This window comes from Pseudomonas typographi (assembly GCF_014694385.1).
In the GTDB taxonomy this organism is placed as follows: Bacteria; Pseudomonadota; Gammaproteobacteria; order Pseudomonadales; family Pseudomonadaceae; genus Aquipseudomonas; species Aquipseudomonas typographi.
Genome location: NZ_JAAOCA010000061.1, coordinates 1 through 14,334, shown reverse-complemented (window position 1 = coordinate 14,334; position 14,334 = coordinate 1). Strand labels below are relative to the sequence as shown.

25 protein-coding genes are annotated in these 14,334 nt (G+C 57.1%); 22 read left to right on the top strand and 3 right to left on the bottom strand.

Annotated features, from left to right (window positions below; genetic code table 11):
* Positions 1 to 387: 387 nt before the first annotated feature.
* Both HAQ05_RS26720 and HAQ05_RS26715 read right to left on the bottom strand, forming a co-directional pair.
* Positions 388 to 576: a hypothetical protein gene (locus HAQ05_RS26720; protein ID WP_190427088.1), complete on the bottom strand. Its 189-nt coding sequence runs from the start codon at positions 574 to 576 to the stop codon at positions 388 to 390.
* A gap of 30 nt (positions 577 to 606) precedes the next feature.
* Positions 607 to 801, bottom strand: a complete 195-nt coding sequence (locus HAQ05_RS26715; protein WP_190427086.1) for a Cro/CI family transcriptional regulator — start codon at positions 799 to 801, stop codon at positions 607 to 609.
* Between the two features lie 104 nt (positions 802 to 905).
* Here HAQ05_RS26715 and HAQ05_RS26710 point away from each other — a divergent pair, with 104 nt between their 5' ends.
* Genes HAQ05_RS26710 through HAQ05_RS26695 form a run of 4 tightly spaced genes read left to right on the top strand, consistent with a single transcriptional unit; the run spans position 906 to position 3,734 of the window.
* Positions 906 to 1,796: a LexA family transcriptional regulator gene (locus tag HAQ05_RS26710; protein ID WP_190427083.1), complete on the top strand. Its 891-nt coding sequence runs from the start codon at positions 906 to 908 to the stop codon at positions 1,794 to 1,796.
* A gap of 2 nt (positions 1,797 to 1,798) precedes the next feature.
* On the top strand, positions 1,799 to 2,020 hold the full coding sequence (locus HAQ05_RS26705; RefSeq protein WP_190427093.1) for a hypothetical protein: 222 nt from the start codon (positions 1,799 to 1,801) through the stop codon (positions 2,018 to 2,020).
* A 60-nt stretch (positions 2,021 to 2,080) separates the two neighbouring features.
* Positions 2,081 to 3,178: a hypothetical protein gene (locus HAQ05_RS26700; protein WP_190427081.1), complete on the top strand. Its 1,098-nt coding sequence runs from the start codon at positions 2,081 to 2,083 to the stop codon at positions 3,176 to 3,178.
* A gap of 1 nt (position 3,179) precedes the next feature.
* Complete coding sequence (locus tag HAQ05_RS26695) at positions 3,180 to 3,734, top strand: hypothetical protein (RefSeq protein ID WP_190427079.1); 555 nt, start codon at positions 3,180 to 3,182, stop codon at positions 3,732 to 3,734.
* Positions 3,735 to 3,832: 98 nt separating this feature from the next.
* Here the strand turns inward: HAQ05_RS26695 and HAQ05_RS26690 are convergent, their stop codons facing one another.
* Positions 3,833 to 4,150, bottom strand: coding sequence for a DUF1654 domain-containing protein (locus tag HAQ05_RS26690; protein ID WP_190427077.1), 318 nt, complete (start codon positions 4,148 to 4,150; stop codon positions 3,833 to 3,835).
* Between the two features lie 477 nt (positions 4,151 to 4,627).
* Here HAQ05_RS26690 and HAQ05_RS26685 point away from each other — a divergent pair, with 477 nt between their 5' ends.
* The 18 genes from HAQ05_RS26685 (at position 4,628) to HAQ05_RS26600 (ending at position 14,302) form a co-directional block, all read left to right on the top strand.
* Positions 4,628 to 4,909 carry a hypothetical protein gene (locus tag HAQ05_RS26685; protein WP_190427075.1) on the top strand — a complete coding sequence of 94 codons (282 nt, stop codon included), beginning with the start codon at positions 4,628 to 4,630 and terminating at the stop codon, positions 4,907 to 4,909.
* 674 nt (positions 4,910 to 5,583) lie between these two features.
* Positions 5,584 to 5,868 carry a hypothetical protein gene (locus tag HAQ05_RS26680; RefSeq protein ID WP_238936600.1) on the top strand — a complete coding sequence of 95 codons (285 nt, stop codon included), beginning with the start codon at positions 5,584 to 5,586 and terminating at the stop codon, positions 5,866 to 5,868.
* The gene (locus HAQ05_RS26675; RefSeq protein WP_190427073.1) at positions 5,865 to 6,092 is read left to right on the top strand and encodes a DUF551 domain-containing protein; all 228 of its coding nucleotides are present in this window, start codon (positions 5,865 to 5,867) and stop codon (positions 6,090 to 6,092) included. Before HAQ05_RS26680 ends, HAQ05_RS26675 begins: the two co-directional genes overlap by 4 nt.
* Positions 6,093 to 6,115: 23 nt before the next feature.
* Complete coding sequence (locus tag HAQ05_RS26670) at positions 6,116 to 6,526, top strand: hypothetical protein (protein WP_190427072.1); 411 nt, start codon at positions 6,116 to 6,118, stop codon at positions 6,524 to 6,526.
* A gap of 4 nt (positions 6,527 to 6,530) precedes the next feature.
* Positions 6,531 to 7,085, top strand: a complete 555-nt coding sequence (locus tag HAQ05_RS26665; RefSeq protein ID WP_190427071.1) for a hypothetical protein — start codon at positions 6,531 to 6,533, stop codon at positions 7,083 to 7,085.
* Positions 7,082 to 7,276 carry a hypothetical protein gene (locus HAQ05_RS26660; RefSeq protein ID WP_190427069.1) on the top strand — a complete coding sequence of 65 codons (195 nt, stop codon included), beginning with the start codon at positions 7,082 to 7,084 and terminating at the stop codon, positions 7,274 to 7,276. Before HAQ05_RS26665 ends, HAQ05_RS26660 begins: the two co-directional genes overlap by 4 nt.
* Complete coding sequence (locus HAQ05_RS26655; protein WP_190427067.1) at positions 7,273 to 7,497, top strand: DUF7446 family protein; 225 nt, start codon at positions 7,273 to 7,275, stop codon at positions 7,495 to 7,497. Before HAQ05_RS26660 ends, HAQ05_RS26655 begins: the two co-directional genes overlap by 4 nt.
* Positions 7,494 to 7,694 (top strand): hypothetical protein, encoded by a 201-nt coding sequence (locus HAQ05_RS26650; protein ID WP_190427065.1) that lies wholly within the window; start codon positions 7,494 to 7,496, stop codon positions 7,692 to 7,694. The genes HAQ05_RS26655 and HAQ05_RS26650 overlap by 4 nt, the downstream gene beginning before the upstream one ends.
* Before the next feature lie 123 nt (positions 7,695 to 7,817).
* Positions 7,818 to 8,636, top strand: a complete 819-nt coding sequence (locus HAQ05_RS26645; protein ID WP_190427063.1) for a PD-(D/E)XK nuclease-like domain-containing protein — start codon at positions 7,818 to 7,820, stop codon at positions 8,634 to 8,636.
* Complete coding sequence (gene recT, locus HAQ05_RS26640) at positions 8,633 to 9,421, top strand: recombination protein RecT (RefSeq protein ID WP_190427060.1); 789 nt, start codon at positions 8,633 to 8,635, stop codon at positions 9,419 to 9,421. Before HAQ05_RS26645 ends, recT begins: the two co-directional genes overlap by 4 nt.
* Positions 9,418 to 9,939, top strand: a complete 522-nt coding sequence (locus HAQ05_RS26635; RefSeq protein ID WP_190427057.1) for a hypothetical protein — start codon at positions 9,418 to 9,420, stop codon at positions 9,937 to 9,939. The genes recT and HAQ05_RS26635 overlap by 4 nt, the downstream gene beginning before the upstream one ends.
* Positions 9,936 to 10,202, top strand: coding sequence for a hypothetical protein (locus HAQ05_RS26630; RefSeq protein WP_190427054.1), 267 nt, complete (start codon positions 9,936 to 9,938; stop codon positions 10,200 to 10,202). The genes HAQ05_RS26635 and HAQ05_RS26630 overlap by 4 nt, the downstream gene beginning before the upstream one ends.
* 75 nt (positions 10,203 to 10,277) lie before the next feature.
* Positions 10,278 to 10,466 (top strand): hypothetical protein, encoded by a 189-nt coding sequence (locus tag HAQ05_RS26625; RefSeq protein WP_190427051.1) that lies wholly within the window; start codon positions 10,278 to 10,280, stop codon positions 10,464 to 10,466.
* A 65-nt stretch (positions 10,467 to 10,531) separates the two neighbouring features.
* Positions 10,532 to 11,245, top strand: a complete 714-nt coding sequence (locus HAQ05_RS26620) for a beta clamp domain-containing protein (RefSeq protein ID WP_190427048.1) — start codon at positions 10,532 to 10,534, stop codon at positions 11,243 to 11,245.
* Between the two features lie 433 nt (positions 11,246 to 11,678).
* Complete coding sequence (locus HAQ05_RS26615) at positions 11,679 to 11,873, top strand: hypothetical protein (RefSeq protein ID WP_190427045.1); 195 nt, start codon at positions 11,679 to 11,681, stop codon at positions 11,871 to 11,873.
* A complete protein-coding gene (locus tag HAQ05_RS26610; RefSeq protein WP_190427041.1) occupies positions 11,870 to 12,379 on the top strand; it encodes a hypothetical protein in 510 nt (169 codons plus the stop codon). The genes HAQ05_RS26615 and HAQ05_RS26610 overlap by 4 nt, the downstream gene beginning before the upstream one ends.
* Positions 12,380 to 12,574: 195 nt before the next feature.
* Positions 12,575 to 14,140 carry a hypothetical protein gene (locus HAQ05_RS26605; RefSeq protein WP_190427038.1) on the top strand — a complete coding sequence of 522 codons (1,566 nt, stop codon included), beginning with the start codon at positions 12,575 to 12,577 and terminating at the stop codon, positions 14,138 to 14,140.
* A 15-nt stretch (positions 14,141 to 14,155) separates the two neighbouring features.
* Positions 14,156 to 14,302: a hypothetical protein gene (locus tag HAQ05_RS26600; RefSeq protein ID WP_190427036.1), complete on the top strand. Its 147-nt coding sequence runs from the start codon at positions 14,156 to 14,158 to the stop codon at positions 14,300 to 14,302.
* Positions 14,303 to 14,334 lie beyond the last annotated feature (32 nt).

The following is a 14,334-nucleotide window of genomic DNA, read 5'->3' as shown; positions in this document are numbered from 1 at the left end:
ACAGGTCGTTGTCCATCCGGGTGAACCCCCTGGACTTGTCAATTGGGAAGATGTTTGTCATTATTCACTCCAGAACGTTGTGCAAGCTGCTGTAGAGAAACCACCCTGGCCGGTGGTTTTTTTTCGCCTGCGATTTGGTGGTTGATTTCATGAGTCCCTCTTTGGCCCCTGAGGGGCTTATTAGCTCTGGCGGCCTAGTGACCTAACCTTTCCGCTACTCGCGGGAGGCTTTGTCATTCGGTCCAGCTCCTTATTCAGGATTCGAGCGCCCAGCTGTTCAGGTGTGATGCCGGCTTTCTGAGCAAGAAGCTCGAGTTCGCGCACGTGCGTCCCGTCCAGCTGGATTTCCAGCTCTTTCGTTTCAGGCACAGTCCCTCCTCGGCCACTTCAGGCGACGTCGGTCTTCGCGTTAAGCTCTTCCATCATCTGCTTCAGGCCGCGCTCCAGAATCTCCCTGGCAAGAACAGCTTTTTGTGTCCGTTGAAAGCGCGCCATGGCGCTGAGAAGGTCGTCGGCTACCTCGTCCAGGCGGACCTTGGTGGCCTTGTCGCGAAGATGGTTGGGGTCTACGTACATACGGGTGGTGCTCCTTGATGTGGGAAGGGGTTAGGCGGCGGATTTTTGAGACGGAAACGGTCGCGTCTCACGCGCCTGAAAGCTGCCGTCAGGAAGCTCAAGCACGGAGATATCGCGGCCCGTGGTTAGGGCTTTGTGGATTGCTGGGGCCGTCACACGAAGGAGACGCGCTGCCTCGGACTGCCCTTTTTCAGCAACAAATTTTTCGAGGGGGGTCTCTTTCATGATCGTGCCTCGGTCGTAGATAGGCACGATATTAACCATCTGTTAATTTTTAATCAATACCGATGGTTTCTTCTATTCTTTAACCGTTGGTATACATTCGCGCGATGACCAAAAAGCGTATCCTCCCCCCTGACCGCATGGCCGAGTGCGAAGCCGCCCATCGGCTGTTCTTGTCAAAGAAGAACGAACTGAAGCTCAGTCAGAAGAAAATTGCTGATGCCGCCGGAGTGACACCGGCGGCAGTGAACCTTTATTTCAAAGGCATCAACCCGCTTAACGCCCAGTTCGCAGCCGTGCTATCCAAGATGCTTGGTGAGCCAGTTGAAGCGTTCAGCAAACGGCTAGCCGATGAGATCAAGGCGATGGTGTCGGCGCCGATCACCAAGCAGCCGGCAGCCAACGAACCGCCGAAATCATCGGCGGACATCGTTCAGCAGATGCTTGCTAAGCATGGAAAGAATCTGTCATCAGAGGCTCGGCAGAGGATCGCTGACGCCGTCGAGGAAACGGCGACCGAGGTTAAAACCGGAAATGTTATCCCTGCTGATTTCTCTGGCCTTCGTGCGCGGCCAGACGAGGTGCTCATCCCGCAATATGACGTTCGCGCCGCCATGGGCCATGGCCAGGTTCCTCCAGAGTACAACGAGACGATCCGCAATCTGATCGTGCGGGAAGACGTTTTGCGCGAGAAGGGCGTCAGCTACACCTCCCTTGCCTCGCTGGCAGTGATTACCGGCTGGGGCCAAAGCATGGAAGGTACGATCAATGACAAGGATCCGGTCATCGTAGACCGCGGAGTAAAAGAGTTCGTTGGCGACGGAATCTATGTAGTGACCTGGCATGGCTTGCTTTATATCAAGCGCATGCAGGTGTTTGACAAAGATCACTTTTGGCTGATTTCTGATAACGAAAAGCACAAGGATCAGAAGGCCAGGATCGATGACGTGACGATTCACGCGAAGGTGCTGCTGATCTGGAATGCCCGGAAGGCTTAACCATGCCCCTCACCAAACCCAACCAAGCCCTGCGCCGCGAACTTCAGGGCACCGCCTCAGACCTGAAATGGTCGGCAGTCGATCTGATGCGGATAGCGGAGCGGCTGAGCCTGGCGGGGAATGAGACGGATGCGTGGGCGCTTAGCTCCAAAATCGGCGCTAAAACCCGGCCCCTCAATAGGCTGCGGGAATTTAAAATAGTAGCTGGATGCTTTATCAATTAGACACGGATGTACGGGGCGCTGGGGAGGGCCCAAAGTCCGGCTAAAGATCACGGAGCGAGTATGAGATCTGCCAACAAAAGCAAAACAATTCATTACAAAAGTGTATTCATAACCGGAGACATAATAATACAGGATGCGCTTAAAAAAGCGTTATCTAAGGACGGCGTAGCCGCAAAACCAGCAAATCGTCAGCAGAAAATAAATAATGATGACGATGCCGTCACGTTCATCAACAGGTTTTCCGAATTTAACGGAATGACTTTTTGTCAACTCGTCATATTGGAGACGGGTAAAAAACAACCGTTCATAACGGTCGATGATGAGGCAGAATATTACAGCATCGATTCTTTAGCATCGGAAAAGATCCCCGACTCAAAAGAAATAGAAGAATCTGAAAATCTAAGTGCGGAGCAGATAAAGGCTGAAAAAGCTAGGAAAAGGCGCGAATTCTTAGACTCGATGCTTTATTTCGGAGTCATTGGCAATCATATGGTTGTCCTTCAGTCATCGTCTTTGCGTAGCCGTGAGCTTGAATCGCACCTGTCTTGGCTGTTAGGCACCTGCACCACCATCGTGCCGGCGAACTCGATGCTGGTATTGAAGGACAAGCCGGCGGAATCCGTTTACGAGAAAATGCGTGCAAAGCCAGTGAAGAGCATCAAGCTGGGCGCCCCGCTGACGTCAGAGCTCCACAACGACCCATCGGCTCCAATAGCGCCACGCACTGAAATGACTGAAACGGAGGAAACCCATGCGAACAAGGTGCGCTTCGTGCCTCAAGGCATGGCGGCTTCCATTCTGAAAGCGGCTTTGCCAGAAGGTTTTCTTGAAAAGCTAGACCTGCACGACTCCCTGGACGATGCTAATATTCATGTTGCGCTAGAGATCACCTACCTTAGGAAGACTACGAAAATTGGACAGACTGTGATTGACTCAGTAGCTACCAGTCTGAGGCATCTGCCAGAGTCTGACGTCGTCATCAATCTGCAGGGAGGTGGCAAAATCCGCGGTGATGAGCTAAAGCTATCAGGCAACATTAGCGTTAAGTCTATGGAAAATGGACTAATCGATGAGGGGCTTCTGTTTCATGAAATGCATAATTGGCTGATTTCTAAAATTTCCGCCTCTGAAATCGATACAAACCAAGAGGCTACTTAGCATGAGCAAATCGCAGAGCGGCTATGCTGGTATCACGTTTGTGGTACTTGCTTGCGCCTGCGCTGCATGCGGCTATTTATTCGGACTTCTCCAAATTTATATACCTACGGACAAGCAGCTACTTCCTATCTCGCTGTCCACAGTCATGGTTGGGCCGATTGCAATCATCGCTCAAGCTATTTCTAAATATGGTGACCTGAAGAAAGTGCGCGGATTAACGCGTGACGAGCAGCGCCGCTTAGATCCAATAATCGATGCCAAAAGAAGAAGACTATACTTTCTACTTCTATTCTTTCTGTTGGCAACCGCTGGTATAGCTGTACTATTCTATGTAGCTACTCTAAACGTTCCATTCAATGCGTCTCTAGTGGCCCTGCGGATAACAGGTGCAATGGTATTAGCAGCAGTGATCTCGGGTTTTACTACATATCTCGATCTGTCAAAAATTCAGGATTATGAAGCCACGGTTACACGGCGATTGGAGGAGAGAAAAACTAGGGCTGCTTTGCTGAAGAAACTTTCCTCATCAGCACAGAGCAAGGATTCTAAGGGCTGACCGACAGCTCTCAAGTGGCCCGCCCCGGCGGGTTTTCTTTTGCCTACGATCCTGGCCCGCGAGTGATTCCAGGCCAGGATCGTGCTATCCGCAAGCGCTCAGAACGGCGGTGCCTCTCCAGCTACCTCGACATCATTGATATCAACCGGTCGGTCTTCATCGCTAGCTTCTTCCCACCGCAACGTGATCGATTCATCATCATCGTTGATCGTCATCTCAATGCCATCTGTTTCCGAAAGCAGGCCTAGCAACTCCTCCCATTCCCGGTCTCCGTCCGTGTCCAGTCTATGGATAACCACCCAGCGCTGATGCTGCGCGATCGGGTGGTTAATCATTGATGACACTCGGAGGGCAAGCCGTTCCATGCCCGTGAGCGGCATCGACCCCGAATCCTTCTTCTTTCCTTTCTGCGCCATTTTCCTTCTCCGATACTGTATGTGCGTACAGCTTTTCGAAGCATATCCGAACATCTCTGAAAAATAAATTAACCATCGGTATTGACGTTAAAATATACCGATGGTTAACTACACCCATCGCCCCGGCCCACACCGCCGAGGCAGGGCCGAGAGGTCCGACGCTCTTTAGACAATCTGGAAACCTCGCGGATCGATCCCGGCAACGGCACAGCGCGAGTAACAAATTTCGATCCCCATGCAGGCTCTGGAACCTGCCGGACCAGCCATATCGCTGGGACGCCAAACCATGCAAGCCAGCCGGGAAGAACACCGAACACGAAATGTGTGACCCGGCCAAAGATATGAATCGGGCGATGCGCGTGGTGGAGATAGCCGAGAGGCAGCCCAGCCCACCGTGGCGTGTAACGGAGGCAACCAGATTTCCTCGATGCCCTTGGAGACAGGGGTATCAGGGAAATCAACAGCGAGGTGGTTGCAATGAGCATTGAGTACAAGGCGGAAAAAGGCCGGTTTGGCGATCTGAAAATTACCCAGTCCCACATAGAGAATTGGCAGGCGCGGATCGCGCTGGGGCTCATCGACCGTTTCGGCCTTATTGCTGCTGAGCCAGATGGATTCGATGAAGCTGGCCGCCAGAAGGGCCGGGTTTTGTCCCCTGAAGAAGTTGTTACGCGAGCCTTTTCGATAGCTGAACTGGCTGTGAAAGAAATCGCGGACCGAGGCTGGCTGATCCCTGTAGATGAATCCGAAAAGGCCTGACACCAAGTGGCACGTATGCCCAATCGAGGGAGCGTGAGGTGGTGTGAGCGAACTGGGCCAGCAAGACCATCGCTTCACTGAAGCGCCTTCGATGAGGGCGCTTGCCGTCACTGAACAACCAGCGCCACGTCAGCCTGACGTAAAAGGCCCTATACCGGTGATGGTTGAGGCCCCGGGTGGTCAGGGCTAATCCGGTTAACCCACCCCTTGGCATTCGCAAGAGTGCCCATCGGAAGGCATTCGGACGAATCGCGTCCGTACAGTGCTGGTGGTAGTCGGACGCAATCCTAGGTGATGCGAACTCCTACAGCTGACCGAATGCCTTCCGATGCGGACGAGCCCACACCGCGAAAGCGGCCCCCTGCATCAACCCATGGGAATCAACACGGCGGTGAAAGTCCGCGCCGGAGACGTAACCGGCACGCAGATGCGGTGTTGGAAGCTGGGTTGAACGCTTCGGCGGCCCTGGAGAAACACAGCCATTTGGGCGCCACATAGCGTGGTGGCCCTGCCGACCGGTCGTCCCGCAAGGGCCCGGTCTTGCCGGTGTCGCGCCCGGCCATCTGCACCACCCCCCCTTCAATCGACCGCATCAGGCAGGCACCAGGCATGGCTATTCCCCAGTTTGGTCACTGGAGCTTGGTGCCTGCGCTAATGCGGTCAGGAGATTCGATATGGAATACATGGAAGCCAAAATGCAAGACCAGTTGGAAGCATCTCTGATTGCTGAGCGCGAAGCATTCGATGCAGGCCAAGGACCGGCCTTCCCGCTGGGCGCCAATGAATACGGCGGCCATGGTTCCTGCTTCGGCATGACCCTCCGAGATTACTTCGCGGCCAAAGCGCTGCAAGGGTTTATGGCCAACAAAAGCAACCCGCTTTCGTTTCAGCCTGAAGATGATGCCAAGTACGCCTACCGGATCGCCGATGCCATGCTGGCCGCCCGGGTGTCGCCATGAGCGGGTGGGTCAGGATCGCCGACAAGCTGCCACCCGTGGCTGCCCGTCTTGATGAAAAGTGCATTGTTAATGGCAAAGAGATCCCGCCGCTTAACCGGTCTGTCGAGGTCATTGTGTTCAATGGCAAAGCTGTTTTCGGCGGCGTGATCGAGTGGTTTGACAACGAGATACCACATCGTGGCGAAACCCACTGGCAGCCCCTACCCCCGCCGCCCACAGAATAACCCCGCCGCCACGGAGGCGCCCCATGAAACTTGGCTATTGCGAAGGCGATACCTGCGGCCGTGATGGCTGTGCAGGCATCTTGGATTTGCACAAGGTCGAGAATTGCAGTTGCCACATCAACCCACCTTGCGGCGCTTGCACTTCACCGCGTGGCTTTTGCCCCGTGTGCGGCTGGGAAGAATCGGAAGATCCACCACCGCCACCCGAGCCTTATAAGGGAACGCCCTGGACTCCAGCTACCCCTCGGCCGCTTGACCCAACCAAGGTTGATTGGCGGTACGCGCAACACACCCACTTCACGATGATCAAGGAAGGCGTCTATCCGCTGCACATGAGCCGTGAAGAGGTCGAGCGCGAGGTGCGCGGGACTTTCGGAGGCCGCTTTGAGCGATTCAAGGATGGCCACTTCAAATACATCGCCTACACGGACTGACGCCATGATCCTCGAAGTAGCCGTAGACACCTTCGACCTTCGGTGCGAGGTCGAGTACGTGAACCGCACCAAACCCGATTACCGCACCTGGGCTAGTGATCAAGACTACTGGGGCGGCTGTGAGCGCACACGGAGGCGCCCCATGAACGCTATCGCACAACTCAGCGGCGCCCAGGCCGTGTACGACGCCCGGCTGCCGGATCGCCGCGATGATGCCGCACAGTCTTGGCTCGATGACCAGGCCGCACGCCTGATGGCCGGCCTGGATGTCGCCATCTACCGCCGCGGCAAAGAAACCATCCATGTCCGCTACGACCAGTTGATTTTTGCCCTGGACGAACACATCCGCCGGCGCCGGGCTGCTGGGGAAGTTGACCTGGGCACGCTTGGCGAACTGGCTCTCACCGCAGGCAAGCGCGGCGACCGCGACGAGCTTCTGGTATCGCTGCTCGGTAGGTCACAGCACCCTGACGGCATGCGCTACGAAATCGCCGTAAACCTGCTCGAGCCGCACGTAAACGCCGGCCTGCAAGCCGTTGCAGAGGAGAACGAGGAATGAGCCCTCACGTATTGATCGGCAGATACCTCGATGACCTGGAGCGCCAGGACAGCCCGCCTCACTACGGGGCGATGGTCGAGCGCTGCATCATCGGCAAGTTCACCTCACACGCCATCAGCGCGGACGAATTCAACTACTACTGCGAGCGCTTCCGGCGGCTGGCCGGGCGGGATGTAAGGAGGGTGGCATGAGCAAGCGTATCCGACTGGGCGTCACGGCCTTAAATGGCCGGATCATTGCCGGCTTTGAAAATGCCACAGGCACGCAAATTACCGAGGGGTCTCGGCAAGACGTAACCAGCGACTTCATGAAGGCGTTGATCGACAAGGCCGAGCATCACGGCGGCACCTTTGAAATCGCAGGTGCCGGTGAAAAGTGGGACGTGATCGTGAAGAAGGAGCCAGCCCAATGACCACACCCATTCACAAATCGCTCATTGATGAGCAGATAGAAGATATCGAGTTCGCCGGCAAGACAAAGGCATCCGCCGTGCGGCTGGCCAAACGCTGCGGGTTCACCGGCCAACCGGCACGGTACAGCTGGGTTGCCCCAGGCATCTGGTTGCTGCGTTATACGGCGCCAGAGGCCGGTGAGCGGGGCTCCCGATAAGCAGCTCTGCCCTCGCCCTTCTCGCTTTCACTATCTGGATGTTGGCCAGCGCTTACGCCGGCAGCATTACTCAGTAACCACCCCTTCACACACGCGCCCAGCATGGAGCGCTGAGGTATTTCTATGTCTGCTACTCAGCCAGGCTACTACCCGGCCCTGCCGAACGACCAGTACCACAAAGGCCCTGGCGTTTCGAAATCCCAGCTTGACCTGATCGCCAAGGCCCCAGCCCTATTTCAGTGGAACAAGGCCGCGCCGGAGGATGAAGAGAAGTCCCATGCGCTGGATGTCGGGGATGCCACCCACGCCTTGCTGTTGGAGCCACACCGTTTCGAGGCTGAGTACGCCGTCGCGCCGGTATGCGACCGGCGCACCACTGCGGGCAAGGCTGCCTGGGCCGAGTTTGAGTCTGGCCTGGACGGGAAAACGGCGCTCGATGCCGAGACAGGTCGCAAGCTTAAGCTGATCCGTGAAAGTGTGATGGCCCACCCGCACGCCCGGTGGCTGATGGAGGCCCAGGGCGACGTAGAGGCCAGCATCTACTGGAACGACCCTACCGAAGGCGTGCTGTGCCGGTGCCGGCCGGACAAGGCCATCCCGAATATGGGCTGGCTCGTGGATGTGAAGACGACCGCCGACATAAGCAAGTTCGAACGCTCCCTCTACGAATACCGGTACCACGTGCAAGACAGCTTTTACACGGATGGCTATGCCGCCCACTTCGGCGAAGAGCCCCAGGCATTCGTCTTTCTTGTTGTCAGCACCAGCATCGAATGCGGCAAGTACCCGGTTCGGCTGTTCGTGCTCGACTTCGAGGGCAAGGCTATCGGCCGAACCACCTACAAGCGTGATCTGGCTTCGTATGCGGAATGCATCCGTAGCAACGAATGGCCGGCGATTGAAACCATTTCTCTGCCCTACTGGGCCAAGGAACGCATATGAGCACCGAAAACGTGACACCGTTCGCCACCAAGGACATGGAGAAAACCCAGCAGGTCAAGCCACAAACCAAAGCTGGCGCACTGGCCTCGCTGTTGGCTAGCCCCAAAATGAAATCGCAATTCGCGGCCGCGCTGCCCAAGCATATGACGGCTGAAAGGATGGTCCGCATCGTCACCACCGAGATTCGGAAATCCCCCGCTTTAGTGAACTGCGACCAGAACAGCTTCCTGGGCGCCGTAATCCAGTGCGCTCAACTGGGCCTGGAGCCGGGCAACTCGATGGGACACGCCTACATCCTGCCCTACGGCAAGCAGGCACAGTTGATCATTGGCTATCGCGGAATGATCGACCTCGCGCGCCGATCCGGCCAGATCATCAGCATCGCGGCGCGCACGGTGCGTGAAGATGACTTCTTCGAGTACGAATACGGTCTGGACGAAGACATTCGCCACCGGCCCTCAGAAAGCGATGGTCAGGGGAGGATTACCCACGTCTATGCGGTGGCCAAGCTTCAGGGGGGTGGCCGCCAATTCGAAGTGATGAGTGCCGCCCAGGTCGAAGCAGTTCGCCAGCAAAGCAAGGCAAAGGACTCGGGGCCGTGGAAAACGCACTGGGAGGAAATGGCTAAGAAAACGGTTATCCGCAGGCTGTTCAAGTACTTGCCGGTGTCGGTCGAAATCCAGAAGGCCGTGATGCTCGATGAAAAGGCTGACGCCGGCGTCGACCAGGAAAACCAGTATGTATTCGAAGGCGACTTCGAAGTCCTTGAGGAAGGTGCTGAATGATTTCCATGGAGTACGGCACCATCCAGCACAAAGACACCGAACGCGCCTGGCTGAGCCAGGCCATGGCCGAGTTCGAGCAACGCAAGGGCCTGCCGCAGACCCTGCCGATCACCGCGCGATGCGAGGATATCGAAACCCTGTTCAACAATCGCACCCAGGCCGGCCGCCACACCGAGTTGAACACGTCGATGGAGGATCGGGTGGTCGCGGCCGGGCCGACATTGACCCGCGCACAGGCAGCCGAGCGCTTTCACCTATCGATGGCTGACCTGAACGCCATCGCGGATCGCCACGGTTTCAAGTTCAAGCGCGGATACACGACCAATCAGACTTACAAGGAGGGGGACGCTGGCCTGGTCGAGCGCATCACCGCGCTGCGCGATGTGGGCCTCAATAGGGCCCAGGTGATGAAGCAAACCGGTATGAGCTATGACCGGTTTCATCGGTTGCTGAAGGATTACAGCATCGACTTCCCCAAGAGAAGCAACGGTGGCTATGCCGGCAGGAAGGCATCATGAGCTGCCTGGTCAGCTTCCAATGTACCGGCCCTGGCGGCAAGGTCGTTCAGCGCGGAACCGCGCCAAAGAAGCCTTCACTGTGGAACGCCCAGGTCTGGTTTATTCTGCCCTGCGGCGACAAGTTCACCCACAGCATCACGGTGCCGGGCCAGACGGTACGCGGAATGATTCCCTACATGGAGGCGCTGTTCGACAGCCTGGCCGCAGATCATGGCAACCAGGTGCGCGCCGCAGGCTGGACAGCGACCAGCCATGGCCGATGAAACGCAAACCCGCGCAGCGCCGCCTGCGCCAGATACAGGCCCAATTGCCGCCTAGCGGTTTGGAAGGGGTGGTTTATGCGAATCGACCTACCGGGGCAGTTCGACCTGCCCATCCGGGCGATACCGACGATTGTCCCGACGCCCACGGGCACCAAGGAGGAACTGGGCATCCGCATAGCCCAGTTGCTGGCCAGGTATGACAGCCGGCCCTCCTCCGGGCTTTGGATCGAGATTCAGGCCTGCGCCCGCGAAATTCTGAAATAACTCACACCCATTTACCACCACGCCCCGACCGACACCGGAGGGATAGGCGTGTTTGGAGGAAAGTCATGACCTACCTCGCTCGCGTGAACCCCAAGTATTTCGCCGCCATCCACCAGTGCGCCGCTCAGAACGATGTTCGCTACTACCTCAACGCGGTTCACATTGAGCCACATTCGGCCGGAGGCGTTTTAATCGTCGCCACCAATGGTCACTTCCTCGGTGCCATCCACGATCCTGACGGCTGGATCGCTCCTGGTCAGCAGTCGCTGCTAATAGGCGCGGGTTCAAAGCGGTTGCTTTCTGCCTGCATGGCGCGCCGCGGACCTGATAGCGACCCGCCTGCTGTACTCTGGGTTGCAGAGAAATACTCGCTTCTCTCCAGCGTCGTCGACACCTCAGAAGAGCCCGAGATGTTTGGGGAGCACGCCCACCTCACCGAACGTACAGCCCTGGTGGATGGCCAATTCCCGAACTGGAGGCGCGTGATCCCTTCCGCCCGGCAGCCTTTTGATGGCCAATTCCCCTGTATCAACGGTGAATACCTTGAGGCGTTCAACAAGATCGGCGTGATGCTCTCTGGCCAAAAGCGTTTCGGGGGTGGCGGAATGCACCTGGAAGCAAGCGCCGGCCATGCGCAGATCGTAGTTCGCTTCAACAACCACGACCTAATAGACCGTTTTGTAGGTGTGATCATGCCGATGTACGGCGACAAGCCTGAGCAAATACTGCCGACCTGGGCTATGACCGAAAAGCAATCTGGCGAAACACAAGCCGCCTAACCCCTCACCCATCGCCACCCCGCCTAGGCAGCTACGGAAACTCAGACTCCGCTTCGGGCCCGGCTCGCTCTCCCGAAAGCTTGTCCATCCCATCCCGTAGCGTCCTATGCAGGTCATCCATTGTCAGGGTGTAGCCGCAATGGACGCACTGTCGGCCAATAAAGTCTTCGAGAGCGCCGCCTCCTGCGCACGGCGCAGCTGGCTTGTGAAGCGGGTGCAGGCCGCATTGCGGGCAACTGATGTCCAGTACGGTTTTGATCGTATCGCTCATTACCCGCTCCCTTTGGCGAGTTGCCCGTACATCCTAAGACGCCTAACTATTGATTAATCGCCACACCGCTCGACAGGCGGGCGGCTGTTCAGATGCGCCCACTGCGCTATATCCCCACCCAAACAACGCCAGCCCGGCAGGCCCAGGGCTGTTGGAGCGTTTATGCCCAAACCCATGGAAGCGGAAGTCCGCCGCCATGTCGCCGGCCATATCTACGGCATCGTGCGCTGGCCCAGCCTATCGCGAGCCCTCACCGCCGAAGAAGCCCGCAACCTTTCCGATCACCTCCGCACCCTGGCCATCGACATCGAGCGCGGCCAGATCGGTGTTCGTACTTACCCGGAGCAGAGTGCATGAACGAATGGAAACTTGTACCGGTCGAGCCGACCGATGAAATGATTGAGGCCGCAGGTGAAGCCTATGAATTTGATGCGGAGGCAGAAGACGAACTTGGCTTCAACATCGCAGTAACTAACACCGCCGCCGTCTACCGCGCCATGATTGCTGCCGCCCCGCAACCGCCTGCTGGCAGGGAGCCGGAGGTGCGCGGATACGTAGTGGCCGGGAGCATGTTTTTCGATGTCGAAGTTATCGACCGCGCCGCCTACACCACCCTGGCCGCAGAGCGAGACGCCCTGCAATCCGAACTGACCAAGGTGCGGGAGTGGGCGGTAGAGCGCTGGAAGGATGAAGTTTCGCAACGTCCGTTACAAAACATTCATCGTCGTTCATTCGATGACACGTGGCGTCAAGTAATCACAAGGCTCGGCGGGGACCATCGTGAACTTTGCGGGCCTACCCATGACGAGTTGCTAGCCCACCAATCCGCGCCAGCCGCGAAGGGTGAAAGCTATGAGCTGTGAATTTTGCCTAGACACCGACGGCGTGCCGTGTTTTCCAATCTATGGTGTCGGGCCGCATAAGTGCTATTGGAAAATTCCAGGGGCCATTATCGGTGAAAGCCAGCCTATTCCGGTAGAAGAATGGCCGGAAAACTATCAAGAAACAGAACCCGGTATGGGCATTTATTGGTGTCCTTATTGCGGAGAGGGGAAACCATGACCAATGAACAGAAGCTTTTGCCTTGCCCTTTCTGCGGCTCGACCGACTTAAAAACAGTGGTAGACGATGGAATCCACTTCGAGCAGTGCTGCAAGTGTGAGGCCACTGGACCTACTGGCTTCAAGCGTGGCGACGAAGACGCTGCGGACTGGAACACCCGCGCCGCCCTCGCCGAGGATGTCCGCGCAGCGGGGGATGAGCCGGTGGGTTATGAGCTGACTATGAACGGTGAGCAGAAAGACTTAGCGGCAGCGAAATTCGGAGCACCTACCGCCTGGGAAAACTTACAGCGGCATGGTTACGTGATCAGTCCGCTCTATCGCCACCCGCAGCGCCCGGTTGTGTTGCCGGAAACGAAAAACGAACAGAAGCTTTTGCCATGTCCGATATCTGAGCGAATCAAGATGCTTTCGGTAGCCCATGGCGGACTTCGCGGCATGTCGCGTGCCTTGGGTATCGACGCTGGCTACCTGTCACGACTGGCGAACGGCGAAAAACAGGAACCAAGCACCGAGATTCTTTCAAAGCTGGGGTTGCGTAAAGTTGTGGGGTACGAGGATACCTTGGGCATGGATGCGGCTGAGCAGCCCCAACCCCGGGAGTGGCTGCCCTGCGCAAACTGCGGGGGGAGTGGATACGTCCACGAACACATGACCGGGCGATGCTGGTGCCCCGCCTGCGGCCACGCTATCGAATCGGTTTACGTCGGCGACAAGGGGGATGTGGACGGGAACACCCGCGCCGCTCAGCCCGGACCTGCGGACGAAGACTACGTGGCCCCCAGCATGGTCGAGTCCGTAGTAAGCGCCCAACTGGTTGATGTGGTTGGAATTGCTCAGGCCGCGTTGAAGCCCCAAGCGGCGGAAGAGTTGCCGGACGGATTCGATCAGGCACTAGCCATCAGGACGGCGCTAGATCGCGCGGCTTGCCCGGATGCTTGGATGCGTATTGCGGTCGAAGCTGCCCAGTCGGCGTTTCAGGCTTACGCCCGAATCTTGGCCGCTAAATACGCCCGCATCGCTGAACTCGAAGCTGTTCAGCCTCAAGCAGTGGAAGGGTTGCCGGAATCCGTAGTGCCAGTACTCAAGGCGATGGCCCGCAACTACCCCGGTGGTCACAGTAGGGACCACCTGGATAGCGAAGTTTGCGGCAAAGCTGTCGCTGAAATTAGCACCTTACAAGTACGGATTGTGGAGTTGGAAGCCGACAACCTTGAACTTTCGAATGGTCAGTGCAACGGAAAGATTACCGTCGACGACCACGGACACCCGCGCTGCGAATTTGAGCACAAGTGCTTGAAACTCGAAGCCCAGTTGGCCAAAGGGAAAGAGGGGTTGCCGGAACCATTGAGTATATTTTGCCCAAAGACCTATGGCAGCTACCTTCCTTATGAAGCTGTTCAGAGTGCCTTCGCCGCGCAGAAGGCCGAGTTGGTCCGCCTACTCAGCCGAGCAAGGGCAGAAATTGTCAGGCTTGTAGACGACCTGGACCAAGTAGCGGGGATGGGTGCACCGAGTGAGCTTCTACCCGTCGTCGACGCCGCCCTAACCAAATCCCAGTAAACCCCGGAGGTTGCCATGACCAAAGTCATCAAAGGCCCCTACCGCCTCTTCAGCTTTTGGTTCGTGGACGTGCGCCGCAAGGGTTCCTTGTCCCACGAAATGTTCAGCACAGAGCAGCAGGCGCGCGAGGCTATTCGGCGCTGGGCTAAGGAGGCGGCATGACCTATCTCGTCTACTTCCCGCCCCAGTACGGC

What these genes read in the sequence shown, in the direction of transcription:
- recT (WP_190427060.1), top strand. Translation starts at nt 8,633, where the DNA reads ATGAGCACCGAAAACGTGACACCGTTCGCCACCAAGGACATGGAGAAA.
- HAQ05_RS26655 (WP_190427067.1), top strand. Translation starts at nt 7,273, where the DNA reads ATGAGCAAGCGTATCCGACTGGGCGTCACGGCCTTAAATGGCCGGATC.
- HAQ05_RS26605 (WP_190427038.1), top strand. Translation starts at nt 12,575, where the DNA reads ATGACCAATGAACAGAAGCTTTTGCCTTGCCCTTTCTGCGGCTCGACC.
- HAQ05_RS26700 (WP_190427081.1), top strand. Translation starts at nt 2,081, where the DNA reads ATGAGATCTGCCAACAAAAGCAAAACAATTCATTACAAAAGTGTATTC.
- HAQ05_RS26610 (WP_190427041.1), top strand. Translation starts at nt 11,870, where the DNA reads ATGAACGAATGGAAACTTGTACCGGTCGAGCCGACCGATGAAATGATT.
- HAQ05_RS26635 (WP_190427057.1), top strand. Translation starts at nt 9,418, where the DNA reads ATGATTTCCATGGAGTACGGCACCATCCAGCACAAAGACACCGAACGC.
- HAQ05_RS26615 (WP_190427045.1), top strand. Translation starts at nt 11,679, where the DNA reads ATGCCCAAACCCATGGAAGCGGAAGTCCGCCGCCATGTCGCCGGCCAT.
- HAQ05_RS26665 (WP_190427071.1), top strand. Translation starts at nt 6,531, where the DNA reads ATGATCCTCGAAGTAGCCGTAGACACCTTCGACCTTCGGTGCGAGGTC.
- HAQ05_RS26720 (WP_190427088.1), bottom strand. Translation starts at nt 576, where the DNA reads ATGTACGTAGACCCCAACCATCTTCGCGACAAGGCCACCAAGGTCCGC.
- HAQ05_RS26715 (WP_190427086.1), bottom strand. Translation starts at nt 801, where the DNA reads ATGAAAGAGACCCCCCTCGAAAAATTTGTTGCTGAAAAAGGGCAGTCC.
- HAQ05_RS26690 (WP_190427077.1), bottom strand. Translation starts at nt 4,150, where the DNA reads ATGGCGCAGAAAGGAAAGAAGAAGGATTCGGGGTCGATGCCGCTCACG.
- HAQ05_RS26630 (WP_190427054.1), top strand. Translation starts at nt 9,936, where the DNA reads ATGAGCTGCCTGGTCAGCTTCCAATGTACCGGCCCTGGCGGCAAGGTC.
- HAQ05_RS26695 (WP_190427079.1), top strand. Translation starts at nt 3,180, where the DNA reads ATGAGCAAATCGCAGAGCGGCTATGCTGGTATCACGTTTGTGGTACTT.
- HAQ05_RS26710 (WP_190427083.1), top strand. Translation starts at nt 906, where the DNA reads ATGACCAAAAAGCGTATCCTCCCCCCTGACCGCATGGCCGAGTGCGAA.
- HAQ05_RS26680 (WP_238936600.1), top strand. Translation starts at nt 5,584, where the DNA reads ATGGAATACATGGAAGCCAAAATGCAAGACCAGTTGGAAGCATCTCTG.
- HAQ05_RS26645 (WP_190427063.1), top strand. Translation starts at nt 7,818, where the DNA reads ATGTCTGCTACTCAGCCAGGCTACTACCCGGCCCTGCCGAACGACCAG.
- HAQ05_RS26705 (WP_190427093.1), top strand. Translation starts at nt 1,799, where the DNA reads ATGCCCCTCACCAAACCCAACCAAGCCCTGCGCCGCGAACTTCAGGGC.
- HAQ05_RS26670 (WP_190427072.1), top strand. Translation starts at nt 6,116, where the DNA reads ATGAAACTTGGCTATTGCGAAGGCGATACCTGCGGCCGTGATGGCTGT.
- HAQ05_RS26600 (WP_190427036.1), top strand. Translation starts at nt 14,156, where the DNA reads ATGACCAAAGTCATCAAAGGCCCCTACCGCCTCTTCAGCTTTTGGTTC.
- HAQ05_RS26675 (WP_190427073.1), top strand. Translation starts at nt 5,865, where the DNA reads ATGAGCGGGTGGGTCAGGATCGCCGACAAGCTGCCACCCGTGGCTGCC.
- HAQ05_RS26685 (WP_190427075.1), top strand. Translation starts at nt 4,628, where the DNA reads ATGAGCATTGAGTACAAGGCGGAAAAAGGCCGGTTTGGCGATCTGAAA.
- HAQ05_RS26620 (WP_190427048.1), top strand. Translation starts at nt 10,532, where the DNA reads ATGACCTACCTCGCTCGCGTGAACCCCAAGTATTTCGCCGCCATCCAC.
- HAQ05_RS26650 (WP_190427065.1), top strand. Translation starts at nt 7,494, where the DNA reads ATGACCACACCCATTCACAAATCGCTCATTGATGAGCAGATAGAAGAT.
- HAQ05_RS26660 (WP_190427069.1), top strand. Translation starts at nt 7,082, where the DNA reads ATGAGCCCTCACGTATTGATCGGCAGATACCTCGATGACCTGGAGCGC.
- HAQ05_RS26625 (WP_190427051.1), top strand. Translation starts at nt 10,278, where the DNA reads ATGCGAATCGACCTACCGGGGCAGTTCGACCTGCCCATCCGGGCGATA.